A 26274-nucleotide genomic window follows, 5' to 3' on the forward strand; every position below is an offset into this window, starting at 1 on the left:
TGATGGTTAAAAAAATATATTTTCAGTCAATATTTTTTAGCTTCTTTTTTATTAAAGAAGCTTTTGCAGCTGAAAGCGGAGGTATGCCTCAATTAAATCCAGAGTTTTGGGTTTCTCAAATTTTTTGGCTAATACTTACTTTTGGCATTATGTATTTAGTTTTATCTAAACTAATACTACCAAAAATTAGTAACAACTTAGAAACGAGAAAATCTCAAATATTAGAAAATATTGAGGCTGCTGAGAAACAAAGAGAAGATAGTGATGCAAAACTAAAAGAATACGATGAAATTATATCTAAAAGCAAACTTGAGGCTAATAGTATTTTCAATCAAGCAAGAGAAAAAGCATTAAAAGACATTGGTGCAAAAAGAGAAGTGCTTGATAAGCAAATTGATAATGAAATTGCTGAGGCTGAAAAAGAAATAGATGCATTAAGAAAAAATGCACCAGATAAAATAAATAAAATTGCTATTGAGACTTCATCTGAGTTATTGCAAAAACTAATTGGAGCTGAAGTAAATAATAGTAGTATATCTGCAATTGTTGACGATCTATCTAAAAGAAATGGAGATAAATACTATGGCAATTGATGCAACATTTTGGGTAGCCGTATCATTTATTATTTTTTTTGGAGTATTAATTTACCTTAAAATTCCTCAAAAAATTTCTGAAATGTTAGATAAAATGATATCTGACATTAAAAATGAAATTGATGAAAGTGAAAAATTAAGAACTGAGGCAAAAACTCTATTAGATAACTCACAAAAAAAATTAGATACAGCTCAATCTGTTAGTAACGAAATTCTTGAGAACGCCAAAAAAGATGCAGATAAATTAATAATTGAGATGAATGATAAGTTTCATAAATCATCAGAAATTAAAAAAAATTTAGCTGAAAATAAAATAAGTCAGATGAAAGAAGCGGCTTTAAAAGAAATTAAGGACGCATCAATAAAGATTGCCGTAGACTCAGTTAAAAAAATAATAACTACATCTGTAGACAAGTCAAAATTAGATGCAGTGTTTCAAAAAAATTTAGATGAAACTAAAGCAGAGTTAAAAAAAATTAACTCATAATACACTTACAATTTTTTAAAAAAGCTATAAATTATTAAAATGAACTCTATAGTTATTGGATCAGGATTTGGTGGAATCGCAGCAGCACTAAGACTTAAGGCAAAAGGACATAAAGTAAAATTAATAGAAAAACACCCAGACCTAGGTGGTAGAGCTAGGGTCTTTAAAAGAAATGGATTTATATATGATGCTGGACCAACAGTAATTACTGCACCCTACTTAATTAATGAATTGTTCGAGTTATTCAATAAAGATCCAAAAAATTATATAGAACTTACTCCACTTAAAATTTGGTACCAGTTTATTTTTGAGGACAAAACTAAATTTAACTATTCAGGCGACGAAATAGAGATGAAAGACCAAATCGAGAAGCTTAGCAAAGAAGATGTAAATGGATATGAAAAATTAGTTAATTTTACAAAAAAAATATTTGATAAAGGTTTTTTAGAACTTGCAGATGTACCATTTGATAAACCTTTCGTAATGATGCAACAATTGCCTGCTCTATTAAAACTTAAAAGTTATAAATCAGTTTACTCACTTGTTTCATCTTATATTAAAAATGAGAAATTAAGAAGAATGCTTAGCATGCATCCTTTGCTAGTTGGGGGAAATCCATTTACTACCACCTCTATTTATGGATTAATTCTTTATTTAGAAAAAAAATGGGGAATACATTATTCAGTTGGAGGAACAGGAAATATAATTAAAGGTTTTGAAAAGTTAATGAATGAGGTTGGTATTGAAATAATAAAAAACAGTGAAGTAACCGAAATTATAACAAAAAATAATAAAATAAGTGGTGTAAAATTAAATAATGGAAATGAAGTTGGTGCAGATAATGTTGTTTGTAATGCAGATCCACCTGCATTTTATGAAAAAATGTTAAGCAAAAGCAACGAGAGTTCCATGTTGTTTAATTGGAAAAAAAATCGAATGGAATATTCTATGGGTTTATTTGTTTACTATTTTGGAACAAAAAAAATTTATGATAATGTTGAACATCACACAATAAAGTTTGGAAACAAGTATAAAGAACATCTTGATGACATATTTGATAAGAAAAAATTAAATAACGACATTAGCTATTATCTTCACAGACCTACAGCGACTGATAAAACTATGGCCCCAGAAGGAAATGATTGTTTTTATGTTTTAGTGCCTGTTCCTAACAATCAGTCAAAAATAAATTGGGAAACTGAAGGTGAGATAATGAAAAATCTTGTAATTGAAAAAATGGAAAAAGACTTAATGCCAGATCTTAAGAACAATATAGTTGAGGATTTTTATCTAACACCTGATTACTTTGAAAAGGAATTAAATACAAAATTTGGATCTGGGTTTTCGATTCAACCTAAATTTACACAATCCGCATACTTTAGATTTCATAATAAATCAGAAATATATGATGGTTTATACTTTGTTGGTGCGGGCACACATCCAGGGGCCGGTGTTCCAGGTGTTCTCTCTTCAGCGAAGGTTTTAGATAAATTATTTTAATGTTAACAAAGAATTATTTAGCTATTTACGCAAAATCTTTTAATTGGGCAGGTTTTTTTTTACCAAAAAAAACCTATGAAAAATGCTCTGCACTTTATGATTTTTGTAGAGAAGCAGATAATATTGCTGACGATGCAAATAAGATTGAAATAAAAAGAGATAATTTTATCAAATTTAGGAATAATTTTGTTAATAAAAATCATGATGATCCAGTTATTAAAAACATGTGGGATCTTATTAATGAATTTAGTATTTCAACTAAAATTGTAGACGATTTATTTGAGGGTATTAATTCTGATATAAAAGAAAATGTTAAACTTAATTCAAAAAAAGAATTATTAATTTATTCCTATAGGGTGGCTGGAACAGTTGGATTGATGATGGCTAAAATATTGAATGTTCACAAACAACAATCTCTAAAATCAGCAATTGATCTTGGGATTGCTATGCAATTAACAAATATTTCCAGGGATGTTATTGAAGATAAAAAAAATAATAGATTTTATATAAATGAAAGTTTTGAGGATATAAAGACTACAATCGAGCTTTCAGAAAAGTTTTATGAAAACTCATTTTACTCAATAAAAGAAATACCATTAAGTTTTAGATTTTCTATTTTAGTTGCAAGAAGAGTTTATAGAAAAATAGGATATAAAATTTTAAATAAACAGAACATAGAAAATTATAAAAAGTCAGGAAAAATTTATGTTTCAAATATTGAAAAAATTATTGAAACTTTTTTATCTATTTTTGACTTAATTAAGTTATCACTTATAAACAAAAACGATGATAATATTAATCATGATCATAATTTAATTAATGAAGAAATAAATTTAAATGAAAGAATTTGATTACATAATTATAGGTGGAGGTTGCGCAGGTCTTTCATTAGCATATGAGCTAGAAGTTTATGATAAATTAAAAGATAAAACTTTAGCAATTATTGAGCCAAGAGAAGATTATAAAAGAGATAAAACTTGGTCATTTTGGAAGGTTTTTTCACATAACTTCGATGACTGTGTCAAAAAGAGTTGGAATAATTTTACAATAAATACACCCAATAATACAAAATATGTAGATTGCGAGCCTACACCATATCAAACGATAGATAGTGGCATGTTCTACGAAAAAATACTTTCAAAACTTAAATTAAATAAAAATATTCAATTTTTTAAAAATATTGATCAATTAGATAAATCAAATTCAATTGTATTTAATAGTGTACCTAATTTTGAGAATAAACAGAGTGAGTTATGGCAACATTTTTGCGGAGTTGAAATAGAAACAGATAAAGACTTCTTTGATGAAGAAATTTTCAATTTGATGGACTTTGCTTGTGATCAAAGAAATAAAGTTCATTTTTTTTATACGCTACCATTTACAAAAAGAAACGCCTTAATTGAAACTACTTGGATATCTGAACTAAATAATGAAAAACTAAAAGATTATGATGAACAAATTGATAATTATTTAAGCAACCACCTAAATATCAGAAACTGTAAAATCAATTTCAAAGAAACTGGAGCAATCCCACTTTTTAGACAAAAAAATGTAAATAAATTAAATGAAATTTATATAGGCTCAGCTGGAGGAATGACTAGATTAAGTACAGGTTATACTTTCCTAAATATTCAAGAACAAAGCAGATATATAAGAGAAAACATAGAAAATATAAAAAATGTAAATCTATTTAAAATTAATTCAAAATATGATTTTTTAGATAAAATCTTGTTGAGGGTTCTTAAAAACAATTCCAATGAAATGGGAAATATATTTTTCAAAGTTTTTAATTCAAAGCCTAAAACAGCTATCAATTTTTTATCAAATAAAAGCAGTTTTTTTGAAGATTTAGAAGTAATTCTAAAAATGCCAAAGTGGAAATTTTTAAAAGAATTAATTTAAGATGATCAATAAAATAAAAAAAATAAATCTAAATCATTCATTTATTTTTTTCTTTGTTGTAAACCTTTTTTGTATTTTGCTATTTAAGTTTAATAATTTAAATATTTCTTCAATTTTGTGTTTACTTTTAATTTTAATTATAGGTGTTTCCCATGGGTCTTTAGATCATATAAAAGGAAAAAAACTGCTAAGATTATTTAATATAAAATCAACCTATATATTCTATATCACGTATATTTTAATTGCAGTAATAGTAATACTAACTTGGATAATATTGCCATCAATAACTTTAATTGTTTTTTTAATGATTGCCTCTTATCACTTTGGAAAAGAGGATACACAATTTTTGATTAATGATAGATCTTATTTCACTCAAATACTTTATTTTTTTAAGGGATTTTTAATTATACTTGCTCCTTTGTATTTTCATTTTCAGGAAACAATAGCGATTTTTAAATTATTATTAATTGATAATGAGGCATTTTATTCAAGTTTAAATTTTATTGAGACAAATAATGTAATTCAAATAGGAATATTCTGTAGCACCCTGTCTAGTATTTTTCTTTTCCTAAAGAATTTTGAAATCAAAAAATTTGTAGTTTTTTTAGATTATTTTTCTATTTTAATTTTAAATTACTATTTATCTCCATTAATAGCTTTTACTGTTTATTTCTGTTTTTTACACTCGATTAGACATTCAATTTCACTAGCTATTGATCTTGATCCAAATAGTTTAGTTAATGGATTTAGATTGTTTGTTAAAAAAGCTTTACCATTAACAATTTTGACAGCTATTTTTTCTTTTATTGCTCTATATCTGCTAGAAAATTCATACAATTTGGATAGTGCAATTTTAAAAATAATATTTATAGGTTTGGCGTCTTTAACCTTTCCACATATATTGCTGGAATATTTTCTAGAAAAAAATGAAAAATAAAGAATTAAAAATATTATTATCTGCGCCACGTGGATTTTGTGCCGGGGTAGAAAGAGCAATTGAAATAGTTGAAAAATCTATACAAAAATTTGGAGCTCCAGTTTATGTGCGTCATGAAATAGTCCATAACAAGTATGTTGTAGATGATTTAAAAAATAAAGGTGCAATATTTGTCGAAGAGCTGGAGGAGATAAAAGATAAATCAAGACCAGTAATTTTTTCAGCACATGGTGTTCCAAAAAAAATACCTGAAGATGCAAAAAATTATAAAATGACTTATGTGGATGCCACATGTCCACTTGTTTCTAAGGTTCATAGAGAAGCAGAAAATCTTAATAAAGCTGGGTACCATATAATTTTAATTGGTCATGAAAATCATCCAGAAGTAATTGGAACTATGGGTCAATTAAATAAAGGTTCTATAGATCTAATCCAAAATGAGGAAGATGCTACAAACTATCAAAATAAACTAAACAAAAAATTGGCATATATCACTCAGACTACTTTGTCAGTTGATGATACAAAAGAAATAATCAAAATTTTAAAAACCAATTTTCCTAATTTAAAAGAACCAATGAAAGAAGATATTTGTTATGCAACTACTAACCGTCAAATGGCAGTAAAAAATATTGCAAAAAATTGTGATATGTTTTTTGTTATTGGAAGTAGAAACTCTTCAAATTCTGTTAGACTAGTTGAAGTGGCAAAAAAATCAGGGTGTGAAAATTCACAACTTATTCATTCAGAAAGCTCAATACCATTTGATCAAATAGAAAATTGCAATACTATAGGTATATCTTCAGGAGCATCTGCGCCAGAAATATTGGTTAAAAATTTTATTAATGATTTAAAAAATAAATTTTCTATAAGTATTGATGAAGTTGAAATAATTAAAGAAGATGTAGTATTTAAAGCTCCCAAAAAATTAAATTAAAATGGCGGTCTATACAAAAATAAATCAAAAAGAAATTAATATTATAAATAAAAATTTTAATATTGATAAAGTAATAAGTTTTAAAGGTATCAAACAAGGAATAGAGAACACAAACTATCTTCTTAAATCAAAAAAGAAAAAATACATTTTAACTATATTTGAAAAAAGAGTTTTACAAAAAGAAATACCTTTTTTTATGAAATTGATGGATAATTTAAATAATTCAAAAATAAATTGTCCTAAGCCTCTGAAAACTAAAAATAATAAGTATCTTATTAAATTAAAAAATAAAACTGCATGTATTGTATCATTCTTAGAAGGTAAAGATAAAAAAATATTAAATATAAATGATTGTTATACAGTTGGTAAAACAATTGCTCGAATGCATGTGGCCACAAATACAATGAAGCTTAATAGAAAAAATTCGATGAGTATTAAGAATTTAAAACCTTTGTTGGAAAGTATTAAATTTAAGTCAAAAAAGTTTTCAAATTTAAAAGTATTCTTAAACAATAACCTAAAACATATTAATAGATATTGGCCTAAAAAATTGCCCAAAGGTATTATCCATGGTGACTTATTTATAGATAATATCTTCTTCAAAAAAAATAAACTTTCTGGAATTATTGATTTCTACTTTGCTGCTAATGATTATTTTATGTATGAAATTGCTATATGCATCAATGCTCTTTGTTTTGATTATAAAAAGAAAAAATTCCATTTAAATAAGAAAAAAATTAAAAATTTAATCAAAGGGTATGAAAGTGTTAAAAAAATTTCAATGAAAGAAAAAAAATCTATAAATATTTTGTGTAGAGGTGCAGCATTAAGATATTTATTAACAAGATTGTATGACTACTCAAATACACCAAAAACAGCATTGATTAAAATTAAAGACCCTAATGAATATTATCAAAAATTACTTTCTCACAATAATTTAAGTTCATTTAAAGATTATTTAAATTAATGATTACAATTTATACAGACGGTTCTTGTTTAACAAATCCAGGTAATGGTGGATGGGCTGCAATTATAAATGATGGAAATGAAATAAAAAAAATTAGTGGTAACGAAAAAAATACAACAAATAATAGAATGGAGTTGTTAGCCCCAATTAATGCATTGAAAGATATGAAGCCTGGTATTGAAATAAAAATATATACGGACTCTCAATATGTAAAAAATGGAATAACTGAATGGATTAATACTTGGTTAGCTAATAATTGGAAAACCTCAAAAAAAGAAGATGTTAAAAATAAAGATTTATGGATTGATCTATATAATTTAAATAAATCGCTTAATATTCAATGGAATTGGGTTAAGGCTCATGATGGAAACCCTTTAAATGAAGAGGTGGACTATCTAGCTAAAAAAGCAGCAGATTTAGATTAATTTTAAAAAATTTTGAGCTGCTGAAATTTCACAAGCGGCAGTATCTTCTTCTGCTTGTATTTTCTTTACAACATTGTCGTCAATTAACATTGTATATCTTGCTGACCTCATTCCCTGACCCCGATCGTGTCTATCTATTTCTGCTCCAATTGATTTGGTAAATTCACAATATGGGTCTGCGGCCATAAATATTTTATCTTCAACTTTTTGACTATCACCCCATGCTTTCATCACATTTGGATCATTAACTGAAACACAAATAATTTTTGTAACCCCTTTATTCTTTGCTTCCTCGTAATTATTAACATACCCTGGAAGATGTTTTGCGGAACAAACTTTTGTAAATGCTCCAGGAACACCAATCACAATTGTTTTATGATTTTTAAAAACTTCTGCTGTAGTTATTTTTTTTGCTGCTCCACTTGAGTCTAAATAATAAAATTCTGAATTTGGAAGCCGTTCCCCCTCTTTAATTTTCATTTTGTTTTACCTTTGATGTAGTTTTTAATTTTTTCTAAATTATTTTCAACTATATCATATTCTTCTTTTTCATTCAAAATAAACTCAAGTTCTTTTGGTAAATCAGATTTTAAATTAATAGCTTTGGTAACAGCATCAGGAAATTTACATGGATGTGCAGTTGCTAGTACAATATTATTTCCTTTTAAGTTATGTTTGTCGTAAGCACCATATCCAATTGCTGTGTGTGGATCTAAAACTACAGAAAATTTTTCATACACCTTTTTAATAACCTCCAAAGTCTCATTTTCACTCAGACTAGCTGATAAAAAATTTTCTCTAATTTTATTTAATTTATCATCACCAATTAAATATTTTCCATTTTCTCTAATATTTTTCATATCTAATATAGTCTGTTTATCATTCTCATTATTAAGATCGAATATAAGTCTCTCGAAATTACTAGCTATTTGAATATCCATACTAGGAGAAATGGTTTCTGAAACCTTTTCTGCTTCATAACTACCTTTTGATATTGCTCTATGTAAAATGTCGTTTTGATTAGTTGCAACAATCAATTTATTTATAGGCAAGCCCATTTTTTTGGCTAAATATCCAGCATAGACATCTCCAAAATTTCCTGTTGGTACTGAAAAATTTGTTGGTTCACCTGTATTTTCAACCAATGAATAACTATAAAAATAATAAACACTTTGAGCGATAATCCTTGCCCAATTAATAGAGTTCACCCCTGACATTTTGATATCATTTGAAAACTGCTTATCTGCAAACATAGATTTAACTAGGTTTTGGCAATCATCAAAATTTCCCTTTATAGCTATGTTAAATACATTTTCATATTTACCTGTTGTCATCAATTTTCTTTGCACTGGTGAAACACGATTATCTGGGTGAAGCACAAAAATATTAACATTTTTTTTACCTTTAATTGCATCAATTGCTGCAGCACCAGTATCTCCAGATGTGGCAACAACAATATTAATTTTTTGATTTTCATTGTTTAGGTAATATTCGTAAAAGTTACCTAAAAGTTGCATGGCAACGTCTTTAAAAGCTAAAGTCGGACCATGAAATAATTCTAATATTGTTTTGTCTCCAAGCTTTATGAAATCTACAACATTATCCTTTCTAAATGTGGAGTAAGATTTATCAATAATTTTACCCAATTCAGCTTCAGACATAAAATTACCAATGAATGGATAAACAATTTTTTTTGCTAACTCTGAATAACTAAGTGTTTTTAAATCTCTAATTTCATTTTCTCCATATTTCACTAATGTTTCTGGAATAAATAAACCTCCATCTTCGGCAAGACCTTTGATAAAAATGTCTTTAAATTCAAAGGTTTTTGATGTGTCTCTTGTACTTACGTATCTCATTTAATAATTTTTTTTCCTAAAATATAAATATATTAAAAGGATTGAAATCGCCATAGAAAACCAAGTAATTGCGTACTTCTTATGATTATTTGAAATTTTAGCAGTAATCACTCTTGGTTTTGGAATTTTATAATTACCGTTTAAATAAATGACATACTCTGAAAAATTTCTTCCAGTAAATTTTGAAACATCTTCTCTATTCAAAGTAAACCAATAATTTTTCTCAATATCATTTTCTGGCTTGAATGTGCTTGGTTTAGTTTGCAGCATAAGAGTGCCGACTATTTGATTTTGATCAACTAAATTTATTTCAGGTAGGTCTTTTTTTTCAAAAGGTATCCATCCCCTATTCATTAAGTAATTTTCTTCACCAATTTTTATTGGATTAATTACCTCAAATCCAGGTTTCCCTGCATCATTTAAATTGTACAAGTAAATTTGTTTATCAAAATCAATATCTCCACTTGTTTTAATTCTAAGATAGTTTTTTTTTTCAATGTTGGATAATTCCACTGGGTCGTTTTTCAAAGAATTTTCTATTTGCTCAATTAGCTCTAATTTCCAATTTAATCTATAAATTTGCCAAAACCCTAGGGAGAGAAGAGTTAAAATAATAAAATAAACGAAAACTGAAAATAGTAATTTATTCTTCAAGGATAAATATTAACTTCCCCAAATATAAATTGCAGCAAATAAGAATAACCACACTACGTCAACGAAATGCCAGTACCATGCAGCTGCTTCAAATCCGAAGTGATGATCTTTAGTAAAATGACCAAGTCTTCCTCTCCACAAACATACTGCTAAAAATATCGTTCCAATTATGACGTGAAAACCATGAAAACCTGTTGCCATATAAAATACAGCTCCATAGATATGGCCTGAATAAGTAAATGTAGCGTGATGGTATTCGTATGCTTGCAATAAAGTAAAAAAGAAACCAAGAATAACAGTTAGTGTTAATCCCTGTATAAATCCTTTTCTATCATCTTCTAATAAAGCGTGATGAGCCCAAGTAACAGTTGTTCCTGATAATAATAAAACTAGAGTATTTATTAATGGAATGTCCCAAGGATCAAATGTTTCAATATCTTTTGGTGGCCATACATTTCCAACAAATTCATTTGGAAACAAGCTTATGTCAAAGTAAGCCCAGAACCATGCAACAAAGAACATTACCTCTGAAGCAATAAATAAAGTCATTCCATATCTGTGATGAATTTGAACAACAGGAGTATGATGACCTTGATGTTCAGCTTCGATTACTACATCTCTAAACCACATATATGCACCATAAATTAATAAAGCTAAACCAAGATACATGCCCCATGAAATACCGTTATGCATATAAAAAATTGCACCTATTGCTAATACTAAGCATGCAAAAGATGTATAGATTGGCCAAGGGCTTGGATCAACTAAGTGGTAATCGTGTTTTTTTTCTGCTGACATTTTTCGTGATTATGATTGTTTATAGTAATCTGTCGAGAAAAAAGTGTACGACATAGTTACATCTTGTAGATTTTTTGTTGTTGGATCGTTCACAAGGTCAGGGTCTAAATAGAAAGTCATTACGTAAGTTGCCTTCTCTCCTGCCTTCAACTCTTGTTTTTCAAAACAAAAACATCCTAATTTACTGTAATATTTGCCAAAACTTGCTGGTGAAACATTAAAACTAGCTACACCATGAGTCGTTTCGTTTCCTAAATTCTCAACTTCAAATTCAATTCTGTTGACCTGGCCAACTTTCACATCAATAACGTTTGATTTTGCTTTGAAATTCCAATCAAGATTATTCACATTTGTATCAAACCTGACACTTACAACCTTATCTAACACTATTTTTGGAGCTTCTTTTGAAACTTGGGTTGTTCCTCCAAAACCAGTAACTCTACAGAATAAATCATACAAAGGCACTGCTGCAAAAGACAATCCTAACATAAGGATAAAAATCCCAGCTAAAAGTAAAGGAGTTAATGTTTTGCCTTTAATCATATCTGTCTATCAAATACTCCAACGTTGTATAAAGTAAAAATAAATAAAAATACCATAAATGCTAAAATTGCTATAGCAGTGATAATATTTTTTTTCTTTGTTTTTTTGTCAGGTGTTATCATAAAATTTTATCAATTAAAAAAAGAACAAAAATTAAAAATAAATACAAAATTGAATATCCAAAAATAGATTTTGCTTTTTTTGCATCAAATTTGTTTTTTTTAAATTTATAAAGTTCGAAACATAAATAATTATAATAAATTGTCAAAATTAATGAAGGGATTAAAAAAGTAATACCCACAAAGCCAATAACATAAGGTAAAACAATTACCGGTAACATTGTTAAAGAATAGACAAATATATTTAATTTTGTACTCTCAACGCCATTTGTTAGTGGAAGCATTGGTATGTTCGCTTTTTTATAATCATCTGATTTATACAAACTTAAAGCCCAAAAATGCGAAGGCGTCCAAAAAAATATAATCAAAAAGAACGTAATTGGCTCAAAAGTTAAAGAATTAGTAGCTATAGTCCAACCAATCACTGGGGGTAATGCTCCTGCGGCTCCTCCTATTACTATATTTTGTGGAGTTTTTCTTTTTAACCAAATTGTATAAACAAACACATAAAACAAAATAGTAAAAAGTAATAAAGTAGCTGATATTCTGTTTGAATAATAATCAAGCGCAATTACAGAAAAAATAGAAAGAGCAATTCCAAATACTAGTGCTTGATTTCTATTTACCTTACCTGTTGGAATTGGTCTCAAACAAGTTCTTGTCATAAGAGCATCTAAATCAGACTCGTACCACATATTTAAAGCCCCAGCTGCTCCTGCTCCTATTGAAACTAAAATTATTCCAATAATTGCATCTTTTGTTGGAATTATATTTGGAGCCATTAACAATCCAACTGCGCATGTAAATATAACCAAAGACATTACTCTTGGTTTCATTAATTTAAATAATTCAGATAAATTAAAGGCGTCTTCTTGAGATAAGTTCCTATTTTTTATTTTAGACTTAATCATTAATTTAAAGTTAAAAAATCTTATTTGCTATATTAGCTAGTAGATTTTTCAACACCCTCTTCATCTTCAAACTTTGGTAATTCTTCAAAAGTATGAAAATTAGGTGGAGATGGTACAGTCCATTCTAAAGTTGTAGCACCTTCTCCCCATGGGTTTTGTGCTGCAGCCTTTTTCTTATAAAACGCATAGGCGAGGTTTATAAAAAACACTACCAATCCAATTACAGAAATATAAGAACCAATTGAAGAAATGTAATTCCATCCAGCAAAAGCATCTGGATAGTCAGCATATCTTCTGGGCATTCCCGCAAGGCCTAAAAAGTGTTGTGGGAAGAAAACCAAGTTCACTCCGATAAAAGTTAACCAGAAATGTAATTGACCCATCCACTCTGAATACTCATAACCAGTCATTTTTCCAAACCAATAATAAAATCCTGCAAAGATTGCAAATACAGCTCCTAAGGATAGTACGTAATGAAAATGAGCAACAACGTAGTAAGTATCGTGCATTGCAGTATCAACTCCAGCATTCGCAAGAACTACACCGGTGACTCCACCAACAGTAAATAAAAATATAAATCCTAAAGCCCAAACCATCGGAGTTTTAAATGAAATCGAACCACCCCACATAGTTGCAATCCATGAAAATATTTTTATACCAGTTGGAACCGCAATGATCATCGTTGCAGCTAAAAAGTATGCTTTAGTATCTGTGCTTAAACCAACTGTATACATGTGGTGAGCCCAAACAACGAAGCCAACTATTCCAATTGCAACCATTGCATAAGCCATTCCTAAGTATCCAAAAACTGGTTTTCTGGAAAATGTTGAAACAATATGACTGATCATTCCAAAACCAGGTAAAATTAAAATATAAACTTCCGGGTGACCAAAGAACCAAAATAAATGTTGGAATAAAACTGGGTCTCCACCAGTTTGAGCATCAAAGAAAGCTGTTCCAAAGTTTCTATCTGTTAGAAGCATTGTTATTGCTCCTGCTAAAACTGGTAGTGATAACAATAATAAGAAAGCAGTTACTAGTATTGACCAAGCAAATAATGGCATTTTATGAAGTGTCATGCCAGGCGTTCTCATGTTTAAAATTGTAGTAATAAAGTTTACCGCACCTAAAATTGAAGAAGCTCCAGCTAAATGTAGACTTAAAATTGCAAAATCCATTGCTGGACCTGGTTGACCTGCTGTAGATGATAATGGAGGATATATTGTCCATCCTCCCCCTACTCCTGTTTGACCTGGAGGGCCATCCATGAAAATTGACATTATTAATAATATGAATGATGTAGGCAGCAACCAGAATGAAATATTATTCATTCTAGGAAAAGCCATATCAGGTGCACCAATCATTATTGGAACAAACCAATTACCGAAGCCACCTATCATTGCTGGCATAACCATAAAGAAAATCATTATTAAACCATGACCAGTAACTAAGACGTTATATAAATGATAGTTTCCACCTAAAATTCCATCACCTGGATGCATCAATTCCATTCTCATTAAAACTGAGAATGCAGTACCAATTACACCTGCAATAATTGCAAATATCAGATACATTGTTCCAATATCTTTATGGTTAGTTGAATAAGCCCAACGTTTCCATCCAGTTGGTGTATGATGATCGTCGTGTGATGCAGTTTGTGTATACATATTATTTACTCGCTAGTTTTTTAAATTGATCTTCTTCATTAACTTCTTTTGCAAATTTGACTTTAGCGTCTAACAACCACTCTTGATATTCTTCTTCAGTAACAACTCTAACTTCAATTGGCATAAACGCATGTTTAATTCCACACAGTTCAGAACATTGACCATAATAGGTTCCAACTTTTTCTGCTTTAAACCAAGTTTCATTTATTCTTCCAGGCACAGCGTCTCGTTTTACTCCAAATGAAGGGAGTGCCCACGCATGTAGAACATCATTAGCAGTGATCATTACCTTTACAACTTTATTTACTGGCACAACTAATTCATTGTCTACAGCTAAAAGTCTTGGCTCGTTTTCTTTTAAGTCTTTAGTTTCAATCATGTAAGAGTCGAAGAAAATATTTTCATCTGGATACTCATATCCCCAGTACCATTGATATCCTATAGCTTTAACAGTTATGTCTGCTTTTGGAATTGCATCTTGTTTATATAAAATTTTAAATGATGGAACCGCCATCACGATCAAAATTAAACATGGAATTAAAGTCCATAAAACTTCAACAGCAACATTATGAGTTCTTTTTGATGGAACTGGATTTGCTGAAGCTCTAAATCTTATACAAGCATAAACCATCAAAAATAGAACAAAAACACTGATTGCTATTATAATTGGTAACAACAATTTATCATGAAAATTAACTATATCTCTCATTGTCTCGGAAGCAGCCTTTTGAAAACCTAGTTGCCAATCGACTGGTTGATTAGCGAATGCGCTTGAAGTGATAAAGAATGTTACAAATATATATAAAAATTTTTTCATTTTTTTAACCTATATAGAGTGTCTTTTAAAAAAATACACTTTTACTTTTAGCGACAAAATATCAATTAATGGCGTAATTTATGATCGATAGAGCAGAAATTACAGCCGTTTCAGATCTCAAGATGTTTTCATTGATTTTAATAGACTGAACACCTTTAAATTCAAGAATCTCTTCCCTCTCCTCCTCAGAAAAATCTCCCTCCGGCCCTATAATTACGCAAGTAGTCTTTGTAGTTAACTTTTTAATATCAATTTTTGTATTAGTAGTGTTGAGATCAGTAAATATTAAATCCATATCATTTTTTAAAAAGCTTTTTAATTTTTGAGGATCCTCAATTGATGGAACTGTTATTCTATTTGACTGTTCAGCTGCTTCAATGATTACTTTTTCCAATCTCTCTTTATTTATCTTTCTAACAATCGTTCTTTCAAAGATTACTGGTAAAAACTTAGTTACCCCAAGCTCCGTTGCTTTTTGGATCATGAAATTAAAATAATTTGATTTAATAGGAGAGAAAGCCAGCCAAAGATCCTTGGTATTTTCTTTCTGTCTTAATTGTTTCGTAACATTAAATTCAATTATGCTTTTTGTAATATTTAAGATTTTTGCTTCCCATTCGCCACTACTATTAAAGAGAGAGAAAACTTCTTTTTCTTTAAGTCTCATAACTTTTGAAACATAATGTGATTGAGATTTATCAAGTTTGTCGGTCAAATTAAGAGATAAACTTTTTGAATAAAATAATCTAATGTTACTCATATTGATAAGTTAGTTTATGAAAAATATTAAAGCAATAATTTTTGATGCTTATGGCACCTTATTTGATGTCAACTCAGCTGCTGAAAAATGCAAAGATAAAATCGGTGATAAGTGGGAAGGTTTTGCTAATTATTGGAGAACAACACAATTAGAATATACTTGGCTAAGAAGTATAATGAAACGTCATAAAGATTTTTGGCAAGTGACAGAGGATAGTCTAGATAAATCATTGAAAATTTATGAGATAGACAATTCAATGAAAAATGAGTTATTAGATCTTTATAAAATTCTTTCACCATTTAAAGAGGTTCCTAAAGTTTTAAAATCATTAAAAGAAAAAGATTTTAAACTTGCTATTCTTTCAAATGGTACTCCTTCTCTTCTTGATGAATTGGTTAAGAGCAATAATTTAGAGTATATATTTGATGATATTTTTTCAATTGAGGAGGTAGAAGTTTATAAACCAGACTCTAAAGTTTACGATATACCAATTAAAAAATATAATATTAAAAAAAATGAAGTTGCTTTTTTAAGCGCTAACACTTGGGATGTATCAGGTGGTGGAAATTATGGCTTCAATTCTATTTGGGTAAACAGAAATAGTAATACTTTTGACAATCTAGATTATGTACCAAAGCATCAAATCAAGGACCTTAGTAAGTTACTTGATATAATATAAAAAAATCTTATGTACGAAATATGAAAAATATTGAAGTAATTAAAATTATAGACCCTATTCAAGCTTCTGATGGTGCTGGAGTTAAATTAAAAAGAAGTATTGGTGTTGAGCCAAATTATTTTGATCCTTTTTTAATGCTTGATGAATTTGGATCGGAAAATAGTGAGGACTATATCGCAGGTTTTCCACCCCACCCTCATCGAGGAATTGAAACAGTGACTTACATGTTAGCTGGAGATTTTGAACACAAAGATAGTACTGGTGGTGAAGGTAGAATGACTGCAGGAGATGTTCAATGGATGAAAACAGGAAGTGGGATTATTCATTCTGAAATGCCTGCAATGAAAGAAGGTAAACTTCATGGTTTTCAATTATGGATTAATATGCCGGCTAAATTAAAGATGAGTAAGCCTGAGTATATTTATATTGATGCAGATAAAATGAGTATTCATAAAGATGATGATAAGCAGGTAAAAGTAATTGCTGGAAAATTTGAAAAAGCCGAAGGACCAGTAAAAGGTCATAACGTTGAGCCAATTTATTTTGATGTTGAACTAAATAAAGATAAAGAGTTCAATTTTAAATTACCATCTACTCACAATACTTTTGTTTATTTGATTAATGGTGAAATAGAAATTGGTAGTAAGAAACATGATGATGTTAAGGATAGTACTTTGATATTACTGTCAAAAGCTGAAGGGCTTAAAGTGAAAGCAAAAACAAATGCTAAATTTTTAGTAATATCAGGTAAGCCAATTAATGAAGAAATAGCAAGAGGTGGGCCATTTGTGATGAATACTAAAGCTGAGATCTTGCAAGCAGTGCAAGATTATCATAATGGTACGTTTGTAAAATAAGTTATGAAAGCTGTAGAAATTAATAAAACTGGAGGACCTGAAGTTTTAGAAGTTAAAGATATATCTTTAGACAAACCGGGTCTTGATCAAGTAACCATTGAACAAAAAGCAATTGGTCTTAACTACATTGATACTTACCATAGATCAGGTTTATACCCTTTAAAACTGCCGATTGGTTTAGGTTTAGAAGGTGCTGGCATTATTACTGATGTTGGAGAGAACGTTAAAGATTTCAAAGTTGGTGACAAAATTTCTTATGCAGGTATTCCTTTAGGTTCGTATAGTTCACACAGAAACTATCCAACTAAGAATTTAGTTAAAGTACCAGATGGTATTGATCTAGAAATAGCTGCAACATTAATGACAAAAGGTTTAACAACTTTTTATCTTTTGCATAAAACTTATCCAGTTAAATCAGGTGAAACAATTTTATTTCACGCAGCTGCTGGTGGTGTTGGTCAAATTTTTGGACAATGGGCAAAAAGTTTAGGATGTACTCTTATAGGCACAGTTGGATCGGATGAAAAAGTAAATATAGCAAAAAAAAATGGTTATGATCATGTTATAAATTATAATAAAGAAAATTTTGCAAAAAAAGTTTTAGAGATTACTGGCGGTAAGGGTGTCCCAGTTGTTTATGATGGTGTGGGTAAGGATACACTAGATGGATCTATTGAATGTTTAGCTATTAGAGGAATGATGGTTTCTTTTGGAAATGCATCTGGACCCTTATCAGATATTAATGTGCCAAAAGTTATTCAACCTAAAGGTCTTTATCTTGTAAGACCATCAATGCAACAATACCTTTCAACTAGAGAAGAATTAGATGAGGCTTCAAAAATAATGTTTGAAAAAATTAGCTCTGGCAAAGTAAAAATTAAAATTTTCAAAAAATATAAGTTAGAAGACGTTATACAAGCTCACCAAGATCTTGAAGGAAGAAAAATTTTAGGCCCCGCTGTATTAGTTCCTAATTAACATCAACATCCATATCTGACATATGAAGTTTAAGAGCATTAGTTGAAATTTGAATTTCTCTAATAAAAAATAATATTGATATTATCATTGATAAACAGCAAGATCCAAAAATTGCCCTAGCGAGAAAAACTTCATCTAAATATAAAGCAAATACAGTTAACATATTAAAAAGAAATCCAAACGAAGCAAAAAGAATTGTCCATCTTAAAAGAGTTATTCTTCCACTAAGATTGATAAACTGTTTTTTCCATTCTGGTGGAATATGCTTTTCATAAACATGCTCATCATGTAGCTGCCTGATTAAAATACTTAAGGAATGAAATCTATTACTATAAACAGCCATCATTAAAGGAATTGCAGGAAACATTAATGCTGTGACTGTGTAATCTATATTCATACGAATCAATTTGATTATGAATCTACCCTTTGTTATTTACAAGTAAATTATGAACCAAATAAAGTTATTTATAGAACTTACGAGATTAAAAAAACCAATTGGTTTCATGCTTTTATTTTGGCCATGTGCTTGGGGTTTAACATTAGCTTATGATTTTTCCTCAGATCTAAATAATTATTTTTTTTATTTAATTTTATTCTTTTTAGGATCTGTTTTAATGCGATCAGCTGGATGCATTGTTAATGATATTTTGGATAAAGAATTTGATGCAAAAGTATTTCGAACTAAAAATCGTCCAATTGCGTCAGGAAAAGTATCAATAAAACTAGGAATGTTTTATGCATTGGTTTTATGCTTATTAGCTTTTTTAGTTCTTATAAATTTTAATTTATTTACAATTATTCTTGCATTGGGCTCGATGCCCTTGGCATTTACATACCCGCTGATGAAAAGATTTACATATTGGCCTCAACTATTTTTGGGAATTACTTTTAACTATGGATTAATTCTAGGATGGTCCGCAATAAAGGGTCAAATTGATGTGATACCTATAATTTTCTATGTTGGAGCCATATTTTGGACACTGGGCTATGACACAATTTATGGATATCAAGATATTAAAGATGATGAAATAATTGGATTAAAATCAACCTCGATTAAATTTAAAGGTACTGCAAAAAAATTTCTGTTTACATGTTACTCTATTTTAACAATTCTGTTTATAGCTGGAGGATACTATATGAATTTTCATTATAGTTACTTTGTTTTGTTAATAATTCCAATATTTCATTTATTTTTTTATCAAGTAAAAATTTTTGATTTAAAGAGTCCTTCAAGTTGTTTGATCGCATTTAAAAGTAACAATTTATTTGGCTTAATTATTTTGATGAACATTTTAATTGTTAAAAATTTATGATGAATAAATCTGAAATTTATAAAAGGTTGTATAAAGATTATTCAAAACAATACTTGAATAAAATTTTTTTATCTGCCCTTTTTTCTATATTGGTTGCAGCAAGTACCTCTGCAATTGCATGGCTACTAGATCCAGCAATCAAAAAACTTTTTATTGAAAAAGATCAGACATTAATAATTTTTATTCCATTGATGATTATTTTGGCATTTTCAGTAAAAGGAATATCTTTATACTTAGCCAAAGCAACAATGATTGCTGTGGGAGAGTCTGTAAAAAAAAAACTGCAGTATGACATGGTAAATACTTTAATATCAACAGATACCCAAATAATTGACAAAAAACATTCTGGGAAATTTATATCAAACCTCACTTATGACGTAACACATATTACAAATTTATTAAGTAATGCAATTTTAACACTATTTAAAGATTCTCTTACTCTCATAGGTTTACTAGCAGTGATGTTTTTACAAAATTGGAGGCTTGCTCTTATTTCAATTATCATGATTCCTTTAGCAAGTATTGCTTCAAAAACTCTTGGAAAAAGAATAAGTAAAGTCACAACTGAGGCTCAAGAAAAATCTGGATATTTAACTACTTATTTAGTTGAATTATTTAAAAATCACAAATTAATTAAAATTTTTCAAAAAGAAGATTTTGAAAAAAGTAAAGCTGATAAATATCTTAAGCAATTAAAAGAAAAAAATCAAAAAATTCAAACTGTTTTTGTTCGAATGTCTCCAATAATGGAGACATTAACTGGTATAATGATAGCTGTCTTGATTTTTTATTCTGGAAAATTAATGGCTAAAGGCGAATTAAATATAAACAATTTTTTTTCATTTTTAGCAGCAATGATGTTGGCCTACCAGCCTGTTCGAGCATTATCGACCCTTAACATGATATTAAAACAAGGTTTGTCAGCAGCTTCGCGGATCCTACCAATTATTGATCAAGAAAATGAAATTAAAGACAATCAAGAAGCCAAACCATTAAAAATTAAAAATTCTGAAATTACTTTTAAAGATGTAAATTTTTCCTATGAAGTAAAAGAAGGCTCTACATTAAACTCTGTGAATCTTGAGTTCAAAGGTGGAAAAATGACATCACTAGTTGGTCATAGCGGATCAGGAAAATCTACTATTCTAAATTTAATACCGAGATTTTATGACATTCAATCAGGTGTAATAATGATTGATGATCAATCTATTTACAAAAGTACTATAAGATCAATTAGAAAAGAAATTTCTATGGTAAGCCAAGAAACTACTCTCTTTGATGATACCATTAAAAATAATATTAAATATGCCAGAGAAGATGCTGACGATGAAGAAGTTTATAAAGTAGCAAAACTATCTTTTTGTGAAGAGTTTATTAATAAACTTCCAAATAAATTTGAGACATTAATTGGAGAAAATGGAGTGAGATTATCAGGTGGTGAAAAGCAAAGATTGTCAATAGCTAGAGCAATGTTAAAAAAAAGTTCTATAATTTTATTAGATGAGGCAACTTCATCATTAGATTCTGAAACAGAATCTAAAATTCAAGAAGCTTTGAAAATTTTAACAAAAGACAAAACTACGATTGTTATTGCACATCGTCTGTCTACAATTTTAAATTCAAATAATATTTATGTAATTGATTCTGGTAATGTAGTTGATAGTGGTCAACATGACCAACTAATAGCAAAATCTGCATTATATAAGAAATTTTATGAAAAACAGATACAAAAATAAGTATGTTATTTATATATCAATTAATTATTTCAGTACTTTTATTAACTTCACCAATCATTCTTTTAATTAGAATATTAAGAAAAAAAGAAAATATAAAAAGTCTTAAAGAAAAATTTAGTTTTAACTCCAAAAGAAGAGTTAATGGAAAATTAATATGGTTTCATGGAGCTAGTGTTGGAGAAGTTTTAAGTATTATTCCTATAATTAAACACTACGAAAAAGACAAATCAATTAAACAAATACTTGTTACATCTAGTACACTTAGTTCATTAAAAGTAATTAAAAAATTTAATTTTAAAAAAACAGTTCATCAATTTTACCCTATTGACCATTTTATTTTTAATAATAAATTTATTAATTATTGGAAACCAAGTTTAGGTATATTTGTAGACTCTGAAATTTGGCCTATGATGTTTCAAAAATTAAAATATAAAAATATTCCAATTATACTATTAAACGCGAGACTAACAAAAAAGACTTTTAGCAGATGGATAAAAATTAAATCTTTTGCAAAATCAGTTTTTAATAAGATAACTGTAGCTTATCCTCAAAACAAAGAAACAAACTTATATCTAAAAGAACTTGATGTAAGAAATATTATTACAATTGGAAATTTAAAATTTTCAGAAAATTCTGATGAAAACTTAAACAATATAAGTAAAAAGCTAAAATCTGAGTTAGATAAAAAAAAAATATGGGTTGCATCAAGTACACATAAAACTGAAGAAATTTTTTGTGCAAAAGCACATTTGAAACTAAAAAAGAAAATTACTAATTTATTAACAATAATAATTCCAAGACATATTCATCGAGCAAATGAAATAACAAATCAAATTAAAAATTTAAACTTAAAAATTGCTTTGCATAGCTCAAAACCAAAAAACTTAAAAAATGTAGATATTTATTTAGTTGATACATTTGGAGAAACAAAAAAATTCCATCAAATTGGAAATACTGTTTTTTTGGGTGGTTCAATAATAAAGAGAGGTGGTCAAAATCCTTTAGAAGCTACAAGATTTGGGGCTAAAATCTTACATGGTCCAAATACTGATAATTTTAAAGATGTATATAAACATTTAAAGTTATTAAATATTTCTAAGAAAATAAACACACCATTACAACTTGCATCATCAATTATTTTTAAGAAAAATAAAAATTCAGGTAAAAAAATAAAACAAATTGGAAAAAAAATCTTAAAGAAAACTATAAACGAATTAGATAATCTAATTAATAATGAATATAAAAAAACCTAATTTTTGGGATCAAAAAACACCAAATTTATTTGCATATTTATTACTTCCAATAGCATTAATAATCAAAATTTTTAGCTATTTTAAAAAAAAACCAGATAATAAAAAAATGAATATCAAAACTATTTGTATAGGAAATTTTTATATTGGTGGGACAGGTAAAACTTCATTGTGTATTAAAATAAACAAAATCTTAAAAAAAAAAAAAATCAAATCTTGTTTTATAAAAAAGTTTTATAAAAATCAGGCAGACGAGCAAAAACTTTTAGAGAATAATGGCAAGCTGTTTCTATCATTGACTAGAAGGGAAGCAATACAAAGTGCCATTGATGAAAATTATGAAGTAGCAATTCTTGATGATGGAATTCAAGACAAATCAATTACATATGATTTAAGTTTTATATGTTTTAATAATATTAACTGGATCGGAAATGGAATGACAATTCCCGCTGGACCATTGAGAGAAGATATAGGAAATTTGAAAAATTATGATCACGTATTTTTAAATGGCAATTTAGAAAATTTGGATGAAATAAAAACACAAATACTTAAAATTAATTCTAAAATAAACATTCATTTAGGAAAATATGAGATTACAAATCTAAATGAATTCAAAAAAGAAAACGATTATTTGGTATTTTCTGGAATTGGCAATCATTCAACTTTTGTTGCGATGCTTAAAGAACATGGATTTAAAATAAAAAAAGATTTAGAATTTTCTGACCATTATCAATACAATCGAAATGATTTAAATAAAATCATTTCAGAAGCAGAATTATTAAATTGCAAAATAATTACAACTGAAAAGGATTTTTTAAGATTAAATGAAAAAAATGATAGTAAAATAAAATTTATAAAATCAGAATTAAAAATAATTGATGAGGAGAAACTAATTAAATTTATTAATTAATTATGAAATATATTAAATATTTTTTTGAATTTTTATTCTCAATTTTTTTCTTTATTTTTTTTAAAATTATTGGACCTAAAAAATCTTCTGACGTGAGTGGAAAAATATTCGAAATAATTGGTCCTTTTTTTAGATCAAAAAAAGTAATTCGTAATAATATAAAAAGAGCTTTGCCCGAAATTGATGAAAATAATTTAAAGAATATTGAAAACTCGATGTGGAATAATTATGGAAGAATTTTTGCAGAGTATATTTTTCTCAAAGATTTTAGATACGGAAAATTAGCTTCTGAAGTACAAATTGAAGGTAAAGAAATTTTAAATGATATTAAAGAAAACAACAAACAAGTAATTTTTATTTCTGGTCATTTGAGTAATTTTGAACTTATGGCAATGTTTATAGAAAAATCAGGTATAAACTTATCTGCTATTTATCGCCCTTTAAATAATATATTTTTAAATGGAATAATGGAAAGTATTAGAAAAAAATATATTTGTAAAAATCAAATTAAAAAAGGTTTAGCTGGATTAAAAAAATTAATTAAATTAAAAAAAAAAAATTATTCTACTGCCCTAATGATTGATCAGAGAGTATCAGAAGGTATCTTGTCGCCTTTATTTAATGAAAAAGCCCTTACCACCACTATACCAGCTCAGTTAGTTAAAAAATTCAATATACCAATAGTCCCTGTTTATATTGAAAGGATTAATGGGTTAAAATTTAAAATTACTATAAATCAACCTCTTTCCTTTCCCCAAAACTTAACCCAACAACAAATAACTGACAATTTAAATCAAATTCTTGAAAAGTTTATTTTAAGTAAGCCAGAGAATTGGATATGGTCGCACAATAGATGGAAATAGGTTTATTTTTTGTTTGAGTCTGCTCTTTTTTTATCCGCTTCCCTATATGAGAAATATGGTTCTTGTAATTCTACATTCCAATAGGTTAAATTTTCTAGATCAATTCTCTTTCCAGAGACAGCACATTCAACATAATCCCCTTGTTCAATAATTTGAAAATTATTTGGTAAATATTTTATTTTTGCTAATTTTTTTTTCATTTTTAGTTTATACAGTTTTATATGAAAGTTGGAATAATAGGAAGTGGTGGAAGAGAGCATGCAATATGTCAAAGTTTAAAGAATTCCAATAAAATTAATAAAATATTCTGTTTCCCAGGAAATGCTGGAACTCAGCAAATTGCAGAAAACGTTAAAATTGATCTTGAGAAATTTGAAAATTTAAAAAACTTTATTTTTGAAAATAAAATTGAATTAATAATTGTAGGTCCAGAGAAACCGTTAGTTGATGGTTTGGTGGATTATTTAGAAAAATTTCAAATAAAAGTCTTTGGACCAAATAAATTTTCCTCTCAACTTGAAGGATCAAAAATTTTTACTAAAGAACTTTGTAAAAAATATAAAATTCCAACTGCTAAGTTTGGAATTTTTGAAGATAGTAGCAAAGCAAAAAATTTTGTTAATAATTCCAATTTTCCGATAGTTGTTAAAGCAGATAATCTAGCTTCTGGAAAAGGTGTTTATATTTGTCATAGTAAAGAAGAAGCAGAAACAGCAATAGATGAAATTTTTAATGGAAAGTTTGGTATAGCTAAAAATATTTTAATAGAAGAGTTTCTACAAGGTGAGGAAATGAGTTTTTTTACTATTCATGATGGTGTCTCATTTAAAACATTTGAAACTGCACAAGATCATAAAAGAGTTTTAGAAGGCGATAAAGGGAAGAATACTGGAGGTATGGGCGCCTACTCTCCCTCAAGGTTAATTAATAATGAACTAGAGAAAAAAATTATAAATAAAATAATTAATCCTACCCTAAAAGGTTTATCAGAAATGGGATTTGAGTATAAGGGTTTTTTATACACAGGATTAATGATTGTAGATAATGAACCTTATTTAATTGAGTATAATGTGAGAATGGGTGATCCTGAATGTCAAACTATAATTCCAAGATTAAAAACAGATCTTATTGATATATTTTTAGCCTGTTGTGAAAAAGAGCTTAAAGAAATTAATATTGAATGGAAAAATGCAAAAAGTTTATGTGTTGTTTTGTGCTCGAATGGTTATCCCGATGAATTTAAAAAAAATATTCAAATTAATAACTTAAATAATATTAAACTTAATTTAGATAACTATATGTTTCATGCGGGTACTATAAAAAAAAATGAAAAAATTTTAGCAGTTGGAGGAAGGGTTTTAAATTTTGTTAGTCTTTCAAATGATTTCAAAATAGCTAAAAAAAATGTAGAGGAAAATTTAGAAAAATTAAACTGGAATGGTGGTTTTTTTAGGAAAGATATAGGTTATAAAGTTATTGAATAATGAGAATAATATCTGGCTCTTTTAAAGGAAAAAAAATTTCAGAACCAAAAGATAAAAAGACACGACCTCTAAAGGATTTAGCAAAAGAATCTATTTTTAATATCATTAACCACTCAAATAAATTTAAAATTGATTTTAATAATTCTATTATTTTAGATTTATTTTCTGGAGTTGGGTCTTTTGGTCTAGAATGCTTATCAAGAGGAGTAAAAGAAGTGTTTTTTATAGAAAATTATATAGAAGTTTTACCAATTTTAGAAAAAAATCTATCCAACTTAAAGTCAATCAATAATTATAAAATAATTAAAAAAGATATTTATAAAGATGATAT

Annotated in this window: 31 protein-coding genes; 19 read left to right on the top strand and 12 right to left on the bottom strand. The window is 28.0% G+C overall.

Going from position 1 to position 26274, the window contains the following annotated elements; translation table 11 throughout:
* Nucleotides 1-2 precede the first annotated feature (2 nt).
* From ACTT9Y_RS05715 to rnhA, 9 genes are read left to right on the top strand one after another with little or no spacing between them, the layout of a single operon-like run.
* Nucleotides 3-593, top strand: a complete 591-nt coding sequence (locus ACTT9Y_RS05715) for a F0F1 ATP synthase subunit B family protein (RefSeq protein WP_440933416.1) — start codon at nt 3-5, stop codon at nt 591-593.
* On the top strand, nt 568-1080 hold the full coding sequence (locus ACTT9Y_RS05720; protein ID WP_440933417.1) for a F0F1 ATP synthase subunit B family protein: 513 nt from the start codon (nt 568-570) through the stop codon (nt 1078-1080). Before ACTT9Y_RS05715 ends, ACTT9Y_RS05720 begins: the two co-directional genes overlap by 26 nt.
* Nucleotides 1081-1119: 39 nt before the next feature.
* Nucleotides 1120-2580, top strand: a complete 1461-nt coding sequence (gene crtI, locus ACTT9Y_RS05725; protein WP_440933418.1) for a phytoene desaturase family protein — start codon at nt 1120-1122, stop codon at nt 2578-2580.
* Nucleotides 2580-3431 carry a phytoene/squalene synthase family protein gene (locus ACTT9Y_RS05730; RefSeq protein WP_440925674.1) on the top strand — a complete coding sequence of 284 codons (852 nt, stop codon included), beginning with the start codon at nt 2580-2582 and terminating at the stop codon, nt 3429-3431. The genes crtI and ACTT9Y_RS05730 overlap by 1 nt, the downstream gene beginning before the upstream one ends.
* Nucleotides 3418-4482, top strand: coding sequence for a lycopene cyclase family protein (locus tag ACTT9Y_RS05735; protein WP_440933419.1), 1065 nt, complete (start codon nt 3418-3420; stop codon nt 4480-4482). The genes ACTT9Y_RS05730 and ACTT9Y_RS05735 overlap by 14 nt, the downstream gene beginning before the upstream one ends.
* Before the next feature lies 1 nt (nt 4483).
* Nucleotides 4484-5419 carry a Brp/Blh family beta-carotene 15,15'-dioxygenase gene (locus ACTT9Y_RS05740; RefSeq protein ID WP_440933420.1) on the top strand — a complete coding sequence of 312 codons (936 nt, stop codon included), beginning with the start codon at nt 4484-4486 and terminating at the stop codon, nt 5417-5419.
* Nucleotides 5409-6353 (top strand): 4-hydroxy-3-methylbut-2-enyl diphosphate reductase, encoded by a 945-nt coding sequence (gene ispH / locus ACTT9Y_RS05745; protein ID WP_075484919.1) that lies wholly within the window; start codon nt 5409-5411, stop codon nt 6351-6353. The genes ACTT9Y_RS05740 and ispH overlap by 11 nt, the downstream gene beginning before the upstream one ends.
* 1 nt (nt 6354) lies before the next feature.
* Nucleotides 6355-7320 (top strand): homoserine kinase, encoded by a 966-nt coding sequence (locus ACTT9Y_RS05750; protein ID WP_440933421.1) that lies wholly within the window; start codon nt 6355-6357, stop codon nt 7318-7320.
* Nucleotides 7320-7745, top strand: coding sequence for a ribonuclease HI (rnhA, locus tag ACTT9Y_RS05755; protein ID WP_440933422.1), 426 nt, complete (start codon nt 7320-7322; stop codon nt 7743-7745). Before ACTT9Y_RS05750 ends, rnhA begins: the two co-directional genes overlap by 1 nt.
* Here the strand turns inward: rnhA and ACTT9Y_RS05760 are convergent.
* From ACTT9Y_RS05760 to ACTT9Y_RS05805, 10 genes are all read right to left on the bottom strand, one after another.
* Nucleotides 7737-8225, bottom strand: coding sequence for a redoxin family protein (locus tag ACTT9Y_RS05760; RefSeq protein WP_440933423.1), 489 nt, complete (start codon nt 8223-8225; stop codon nt 7737-7739). The two genes, rnhA and ACTT9Y_RS05760, sit on opposite strands and share 9 nt — an antisense overlap.
* Nucleotides 8222-9604: a threonine synthase gene (thrC, locus tag ACTT9Y_RS05765; protein ID WP_440933424.1), complete on the bottom strand. Its 1383-nt coding sequence runs from the start codon at nt 9602-9604 to the stop codon at nt 8222-8224. Before thrC ends, ACTT9Y_RS05760 begins: the two co-directional genes overlap by 4 nt.
* Nucleotides 9605-10258, bottom strand: coding sequence for an SURF1 family protein (locus tag ACTT9Y_RS05770; protein ID WP_075484929.1), 654 nt, complete (start codon nt 10256-10258; stop codon nt 9605-9607).
* A 9-nt stretch (nt 10259-10267) separates the two neighbouring features.
* Nucleotides 10268-11056, bottom strand: coding sequence for a cytochrome c oxidase subunit 3 (locus ACTT9Y_RS05775; protein ID WP_023854769.1), 789 nt, complete (start codon nt 11054-11056; stop codon nt 10268-10270).
* A 9-nt stretch (nt 11057-11065) separates the two neighbouring features.
* Complete coding sequence (locus ACTT9Y_RS05780) at nt 11066-11599, bottom strand: cytochrome c oxidase assembly protein (RefSeq protein ID WP_440933425.1); 534 nt, start codon at nt 11597-11599, stop codon at nt 11066-11068.
* Complete coding sequence (locus tag ACTT9Y_RS05785; protein WP_440925682.1) at nt 11596-11721, bottom strand: serine protease; 126 nt, start codon at nt 11719-11721, stop codon at nt 11596-11598. The genes ACTT9Y_RS05780 and ACTT9Y_RS05785 overlap by 4 nt, the downstream gene beginning before the upstream one ends.
* On the bottom strand, nt 11718-12629 hold the full coding sequence (gene cyoE, locus ACTT9Y_RS05790) for a heme o synthase (RefSeq protein WP_440933426.1): 912 nt from the start codon (nt 12627-12629) through the stop codon (nt 11718-11720). Before cyoE ends, ACTT9Y_RS05785 begins: the two co-directional genes overlap by 4 nt.
* Before the next feature lie 32 nt (nt 12630-12661).
* Nucleotides 12662-14296, bottom strand: coding sequence for a cytochrome c oxidase subunit I (gene ctaD, locus ACTT9Y_RS05795; protein WP_271560297.1), 1635 nt, complete (start codon nt 14294-14296; stop codon nt 12662-12664).
* Nucleotide 14297: 1 nt separating this feature from the next.
* Nucleotides 14298-15113, bottom strand: coding sequence for a cytochrome c oxidase subunit II (coxB, locus tag ACTT9Y_RS05800; RefSeq protein ID WP_440933427.1), 816 nt, complete (start codon nt 15111-15113; stop codon nt 14298-14300).
* Between the two features lie 61 nt (nt 15114-15174).
* Nucleotides 15175-15873, bottom strand: coding sequence for an RsmE family RNA methyltransferase (locus ACTT9Y_RS05805; protein ID WP_440933428.1), 699 nt, complete (start codon nt 15871-15873; stop codon nt 15175-15177).
* 16 nt (nt 15874-15889) lie between these two features.
* Between ACTT9Y_RS05805 and ACTT9Y_RS05810 the strand changes: the two genes are divergently transcribed.
* Genes ACTT9Y_RS05810 through ACTT9Y_RS05820 form a run of 3 tightly spaced genes read left to right on the top strand, consistent with a single transcriptional unit; the run spans nt 15890 to nt 18387 of the window.
* The gene (locus ACTT9Y_RS05810) at nt 15890-16552 is read left to right on the top strand and encodes a haloacid dehalogenase type II (RefSeq protein ID WP_440933429.1); all 663 of its coding nucleotides are present in this window, start codon (nt 15890-15892) and stop codon (nt 16550-16552) included.
* Nucleotides 16553-16572: 20 nt separating this feature from the next.
* Nucleotides 16573-17409 carry a pirin family protein gene (locus ACTT9Y_RS05815; protein WP_440933430.1) on the top strand — a complete coding sequence of 279 codons (837 nt, stop codon included), beginning with the start codon at nt 16573-16575 and terminating at the stop codon, nt 17407-17409.
* A gap of 3 nt (nt 17410-17412) precedes the next feature.
* The gene (locus ACTT9Y_RS05820; protein ID WP_440933431.1) at nt 17413-18387 is read left to right on the top strand and encodes a quinone oxidoreductase family protein; all 975 of its coding nucleotides are present in this window, start codon (nt 17413-17415) and stop codon (nt 18385-18387) included.
* Here the strand turns inward: ACTT9Y_RS05820 and ACTT9Y_RS05825 are convergent.
* Nucleotides 18380-18784: a DUF2721 domain-containing protein gene (locus ACTT9Y_RS05825; protein ID WP_440933432.1), complete on the bottom strand. Its 405-nt coding sequence runs from the start codon at nt 18782-18784 to the stop codon at nt 18380-18382. The genes ACTT9Y_RS05820 and ACTT9Y_RS05825 overlap by 8 nt on opposite strands.
* A gap of 49 nt (nt 18785-18833) precedes the next feature.
* On the opposite strand from ACTT9Y_RS05825, the gene ubiA reads away from it, so the two are divergent.
* The 5 genes from ubiA to ACTT9Y_RS05850 are packed head-to-tail and all read left to right on the top strand — an operon-like array spanning nt 18834 to nt 24459.
* Nucleotides 18834-19700 (top strand): 4-hydroxybenzoate octaprenyltransferase, encoded by an 867-nt coding sequence (gene ubiA / locus ACTT9Y_RS05830; protein ID WP_440933433.1) that lies wholly within the window; start codon nt 18834-18836, stop codon nt 19698-19700.
* A complete protein-coding gene (locus tag ACTT9Y_RS05835) occupies nt 19700-21436 on the top strand; it encodes an ABC transporter ATP-binding protein (protein WP_440933434.1) in 1737 nt (578 codons plus the stop codon). Before ubiA ends, ACTT9Y_RS05835 begins: the two co-directional genes overlap by 1 nt.
* Before the next feature lie 2 nt (nt 21437-21438).
* Nucleotides 21439-22689 (top strand): 3-deoxy-D-manno-octulosonic acid transferase, encoded by a 1251-nt coding sequence (locus ACTT9Y_RS05840; protein ID WP_440933435.1) that lies wholly within the window; start codon nt 21439-21441, stop codon nt 22687-22689.
* Nucleotides 22670-23596, top strand: coding sequence for a tetraacyldisaccharide 4'-kinase (lpxK, locus tag ACTT9Y_RS05845; RefSeq protein ID WP_440933436.1), 927 nt, complete (start codon nt 22670-22672; stop codon nt 23594-23596). Before ACTT9Y_RS05840 ends, lpxK begins: the two co-directional genes overlap by 20 nt.
* A 2-nt stretch (nt 23597-23598) precedes the next feature.
* Entirely contained in the window at nt 23599-24459 is an 861-nt protein-coding gene (locus ACTT9Y_RS05850; protein WP_440925694.1) for a lysophospholipid acyltransferase family protein, read from the top strand.
* Between the two features lie 2 nt (nt 24460-24461).
* Here the strand turns inward: ACTT9Y_RS05850 and ACTT9Y_RS05855 are convergent, their stop codons facing one another.
* The gene (locus ACTT9Y_RS05855; RefSeq protein WP_440933437.1) at nt 24462-24659 is read right to left on the bottom strand and encodes a DUF2093 domain-containing protein; all 198 of its coding nucleotides are present in this window, start codon (nt 24657-24659) and stop codon (nt 24462-24464) included.
* 21 nt (nt 24660-24680) lie between these two features.
* Here ACTT9Y_RS05855 and purD point away from each other — a divergent pair, with 21 nt between their 5' ends.
* The gene (gene purD / locus ACTT9Y_RS05860) at nt 24681-25943 is read left to right on the top strand and encodes a phosphoribosylamine--glycine ligase (protein ID WP_440933438.1); all 1263 of its coding nucleotides are present in this window, start codon (nt 24681-24683) and stop codon (nt 25941-25943) included.
* A partial coding sequence (locus tag ACTT9Y_RS05865) for an RsmD family RNA methyltransferase (RefSeq protein WP_440933439.1) occupies nt 25943-26274 on the top strand: 332 nt, incomplete at its 3' end. The genes purD and ACTT9Y_RS05865, both read left to right, overlap by 1 nt.

Origin of the sequence: Candidatus Pelagibacter sp. (assembly GCF_052049995.1) — a bacterium.
Lineage (GTDB): Bacteria > Pseudomonadota > Alphaproteobacteria > Pelagibacterales > Pelagibacteraceae > Pelagibacter.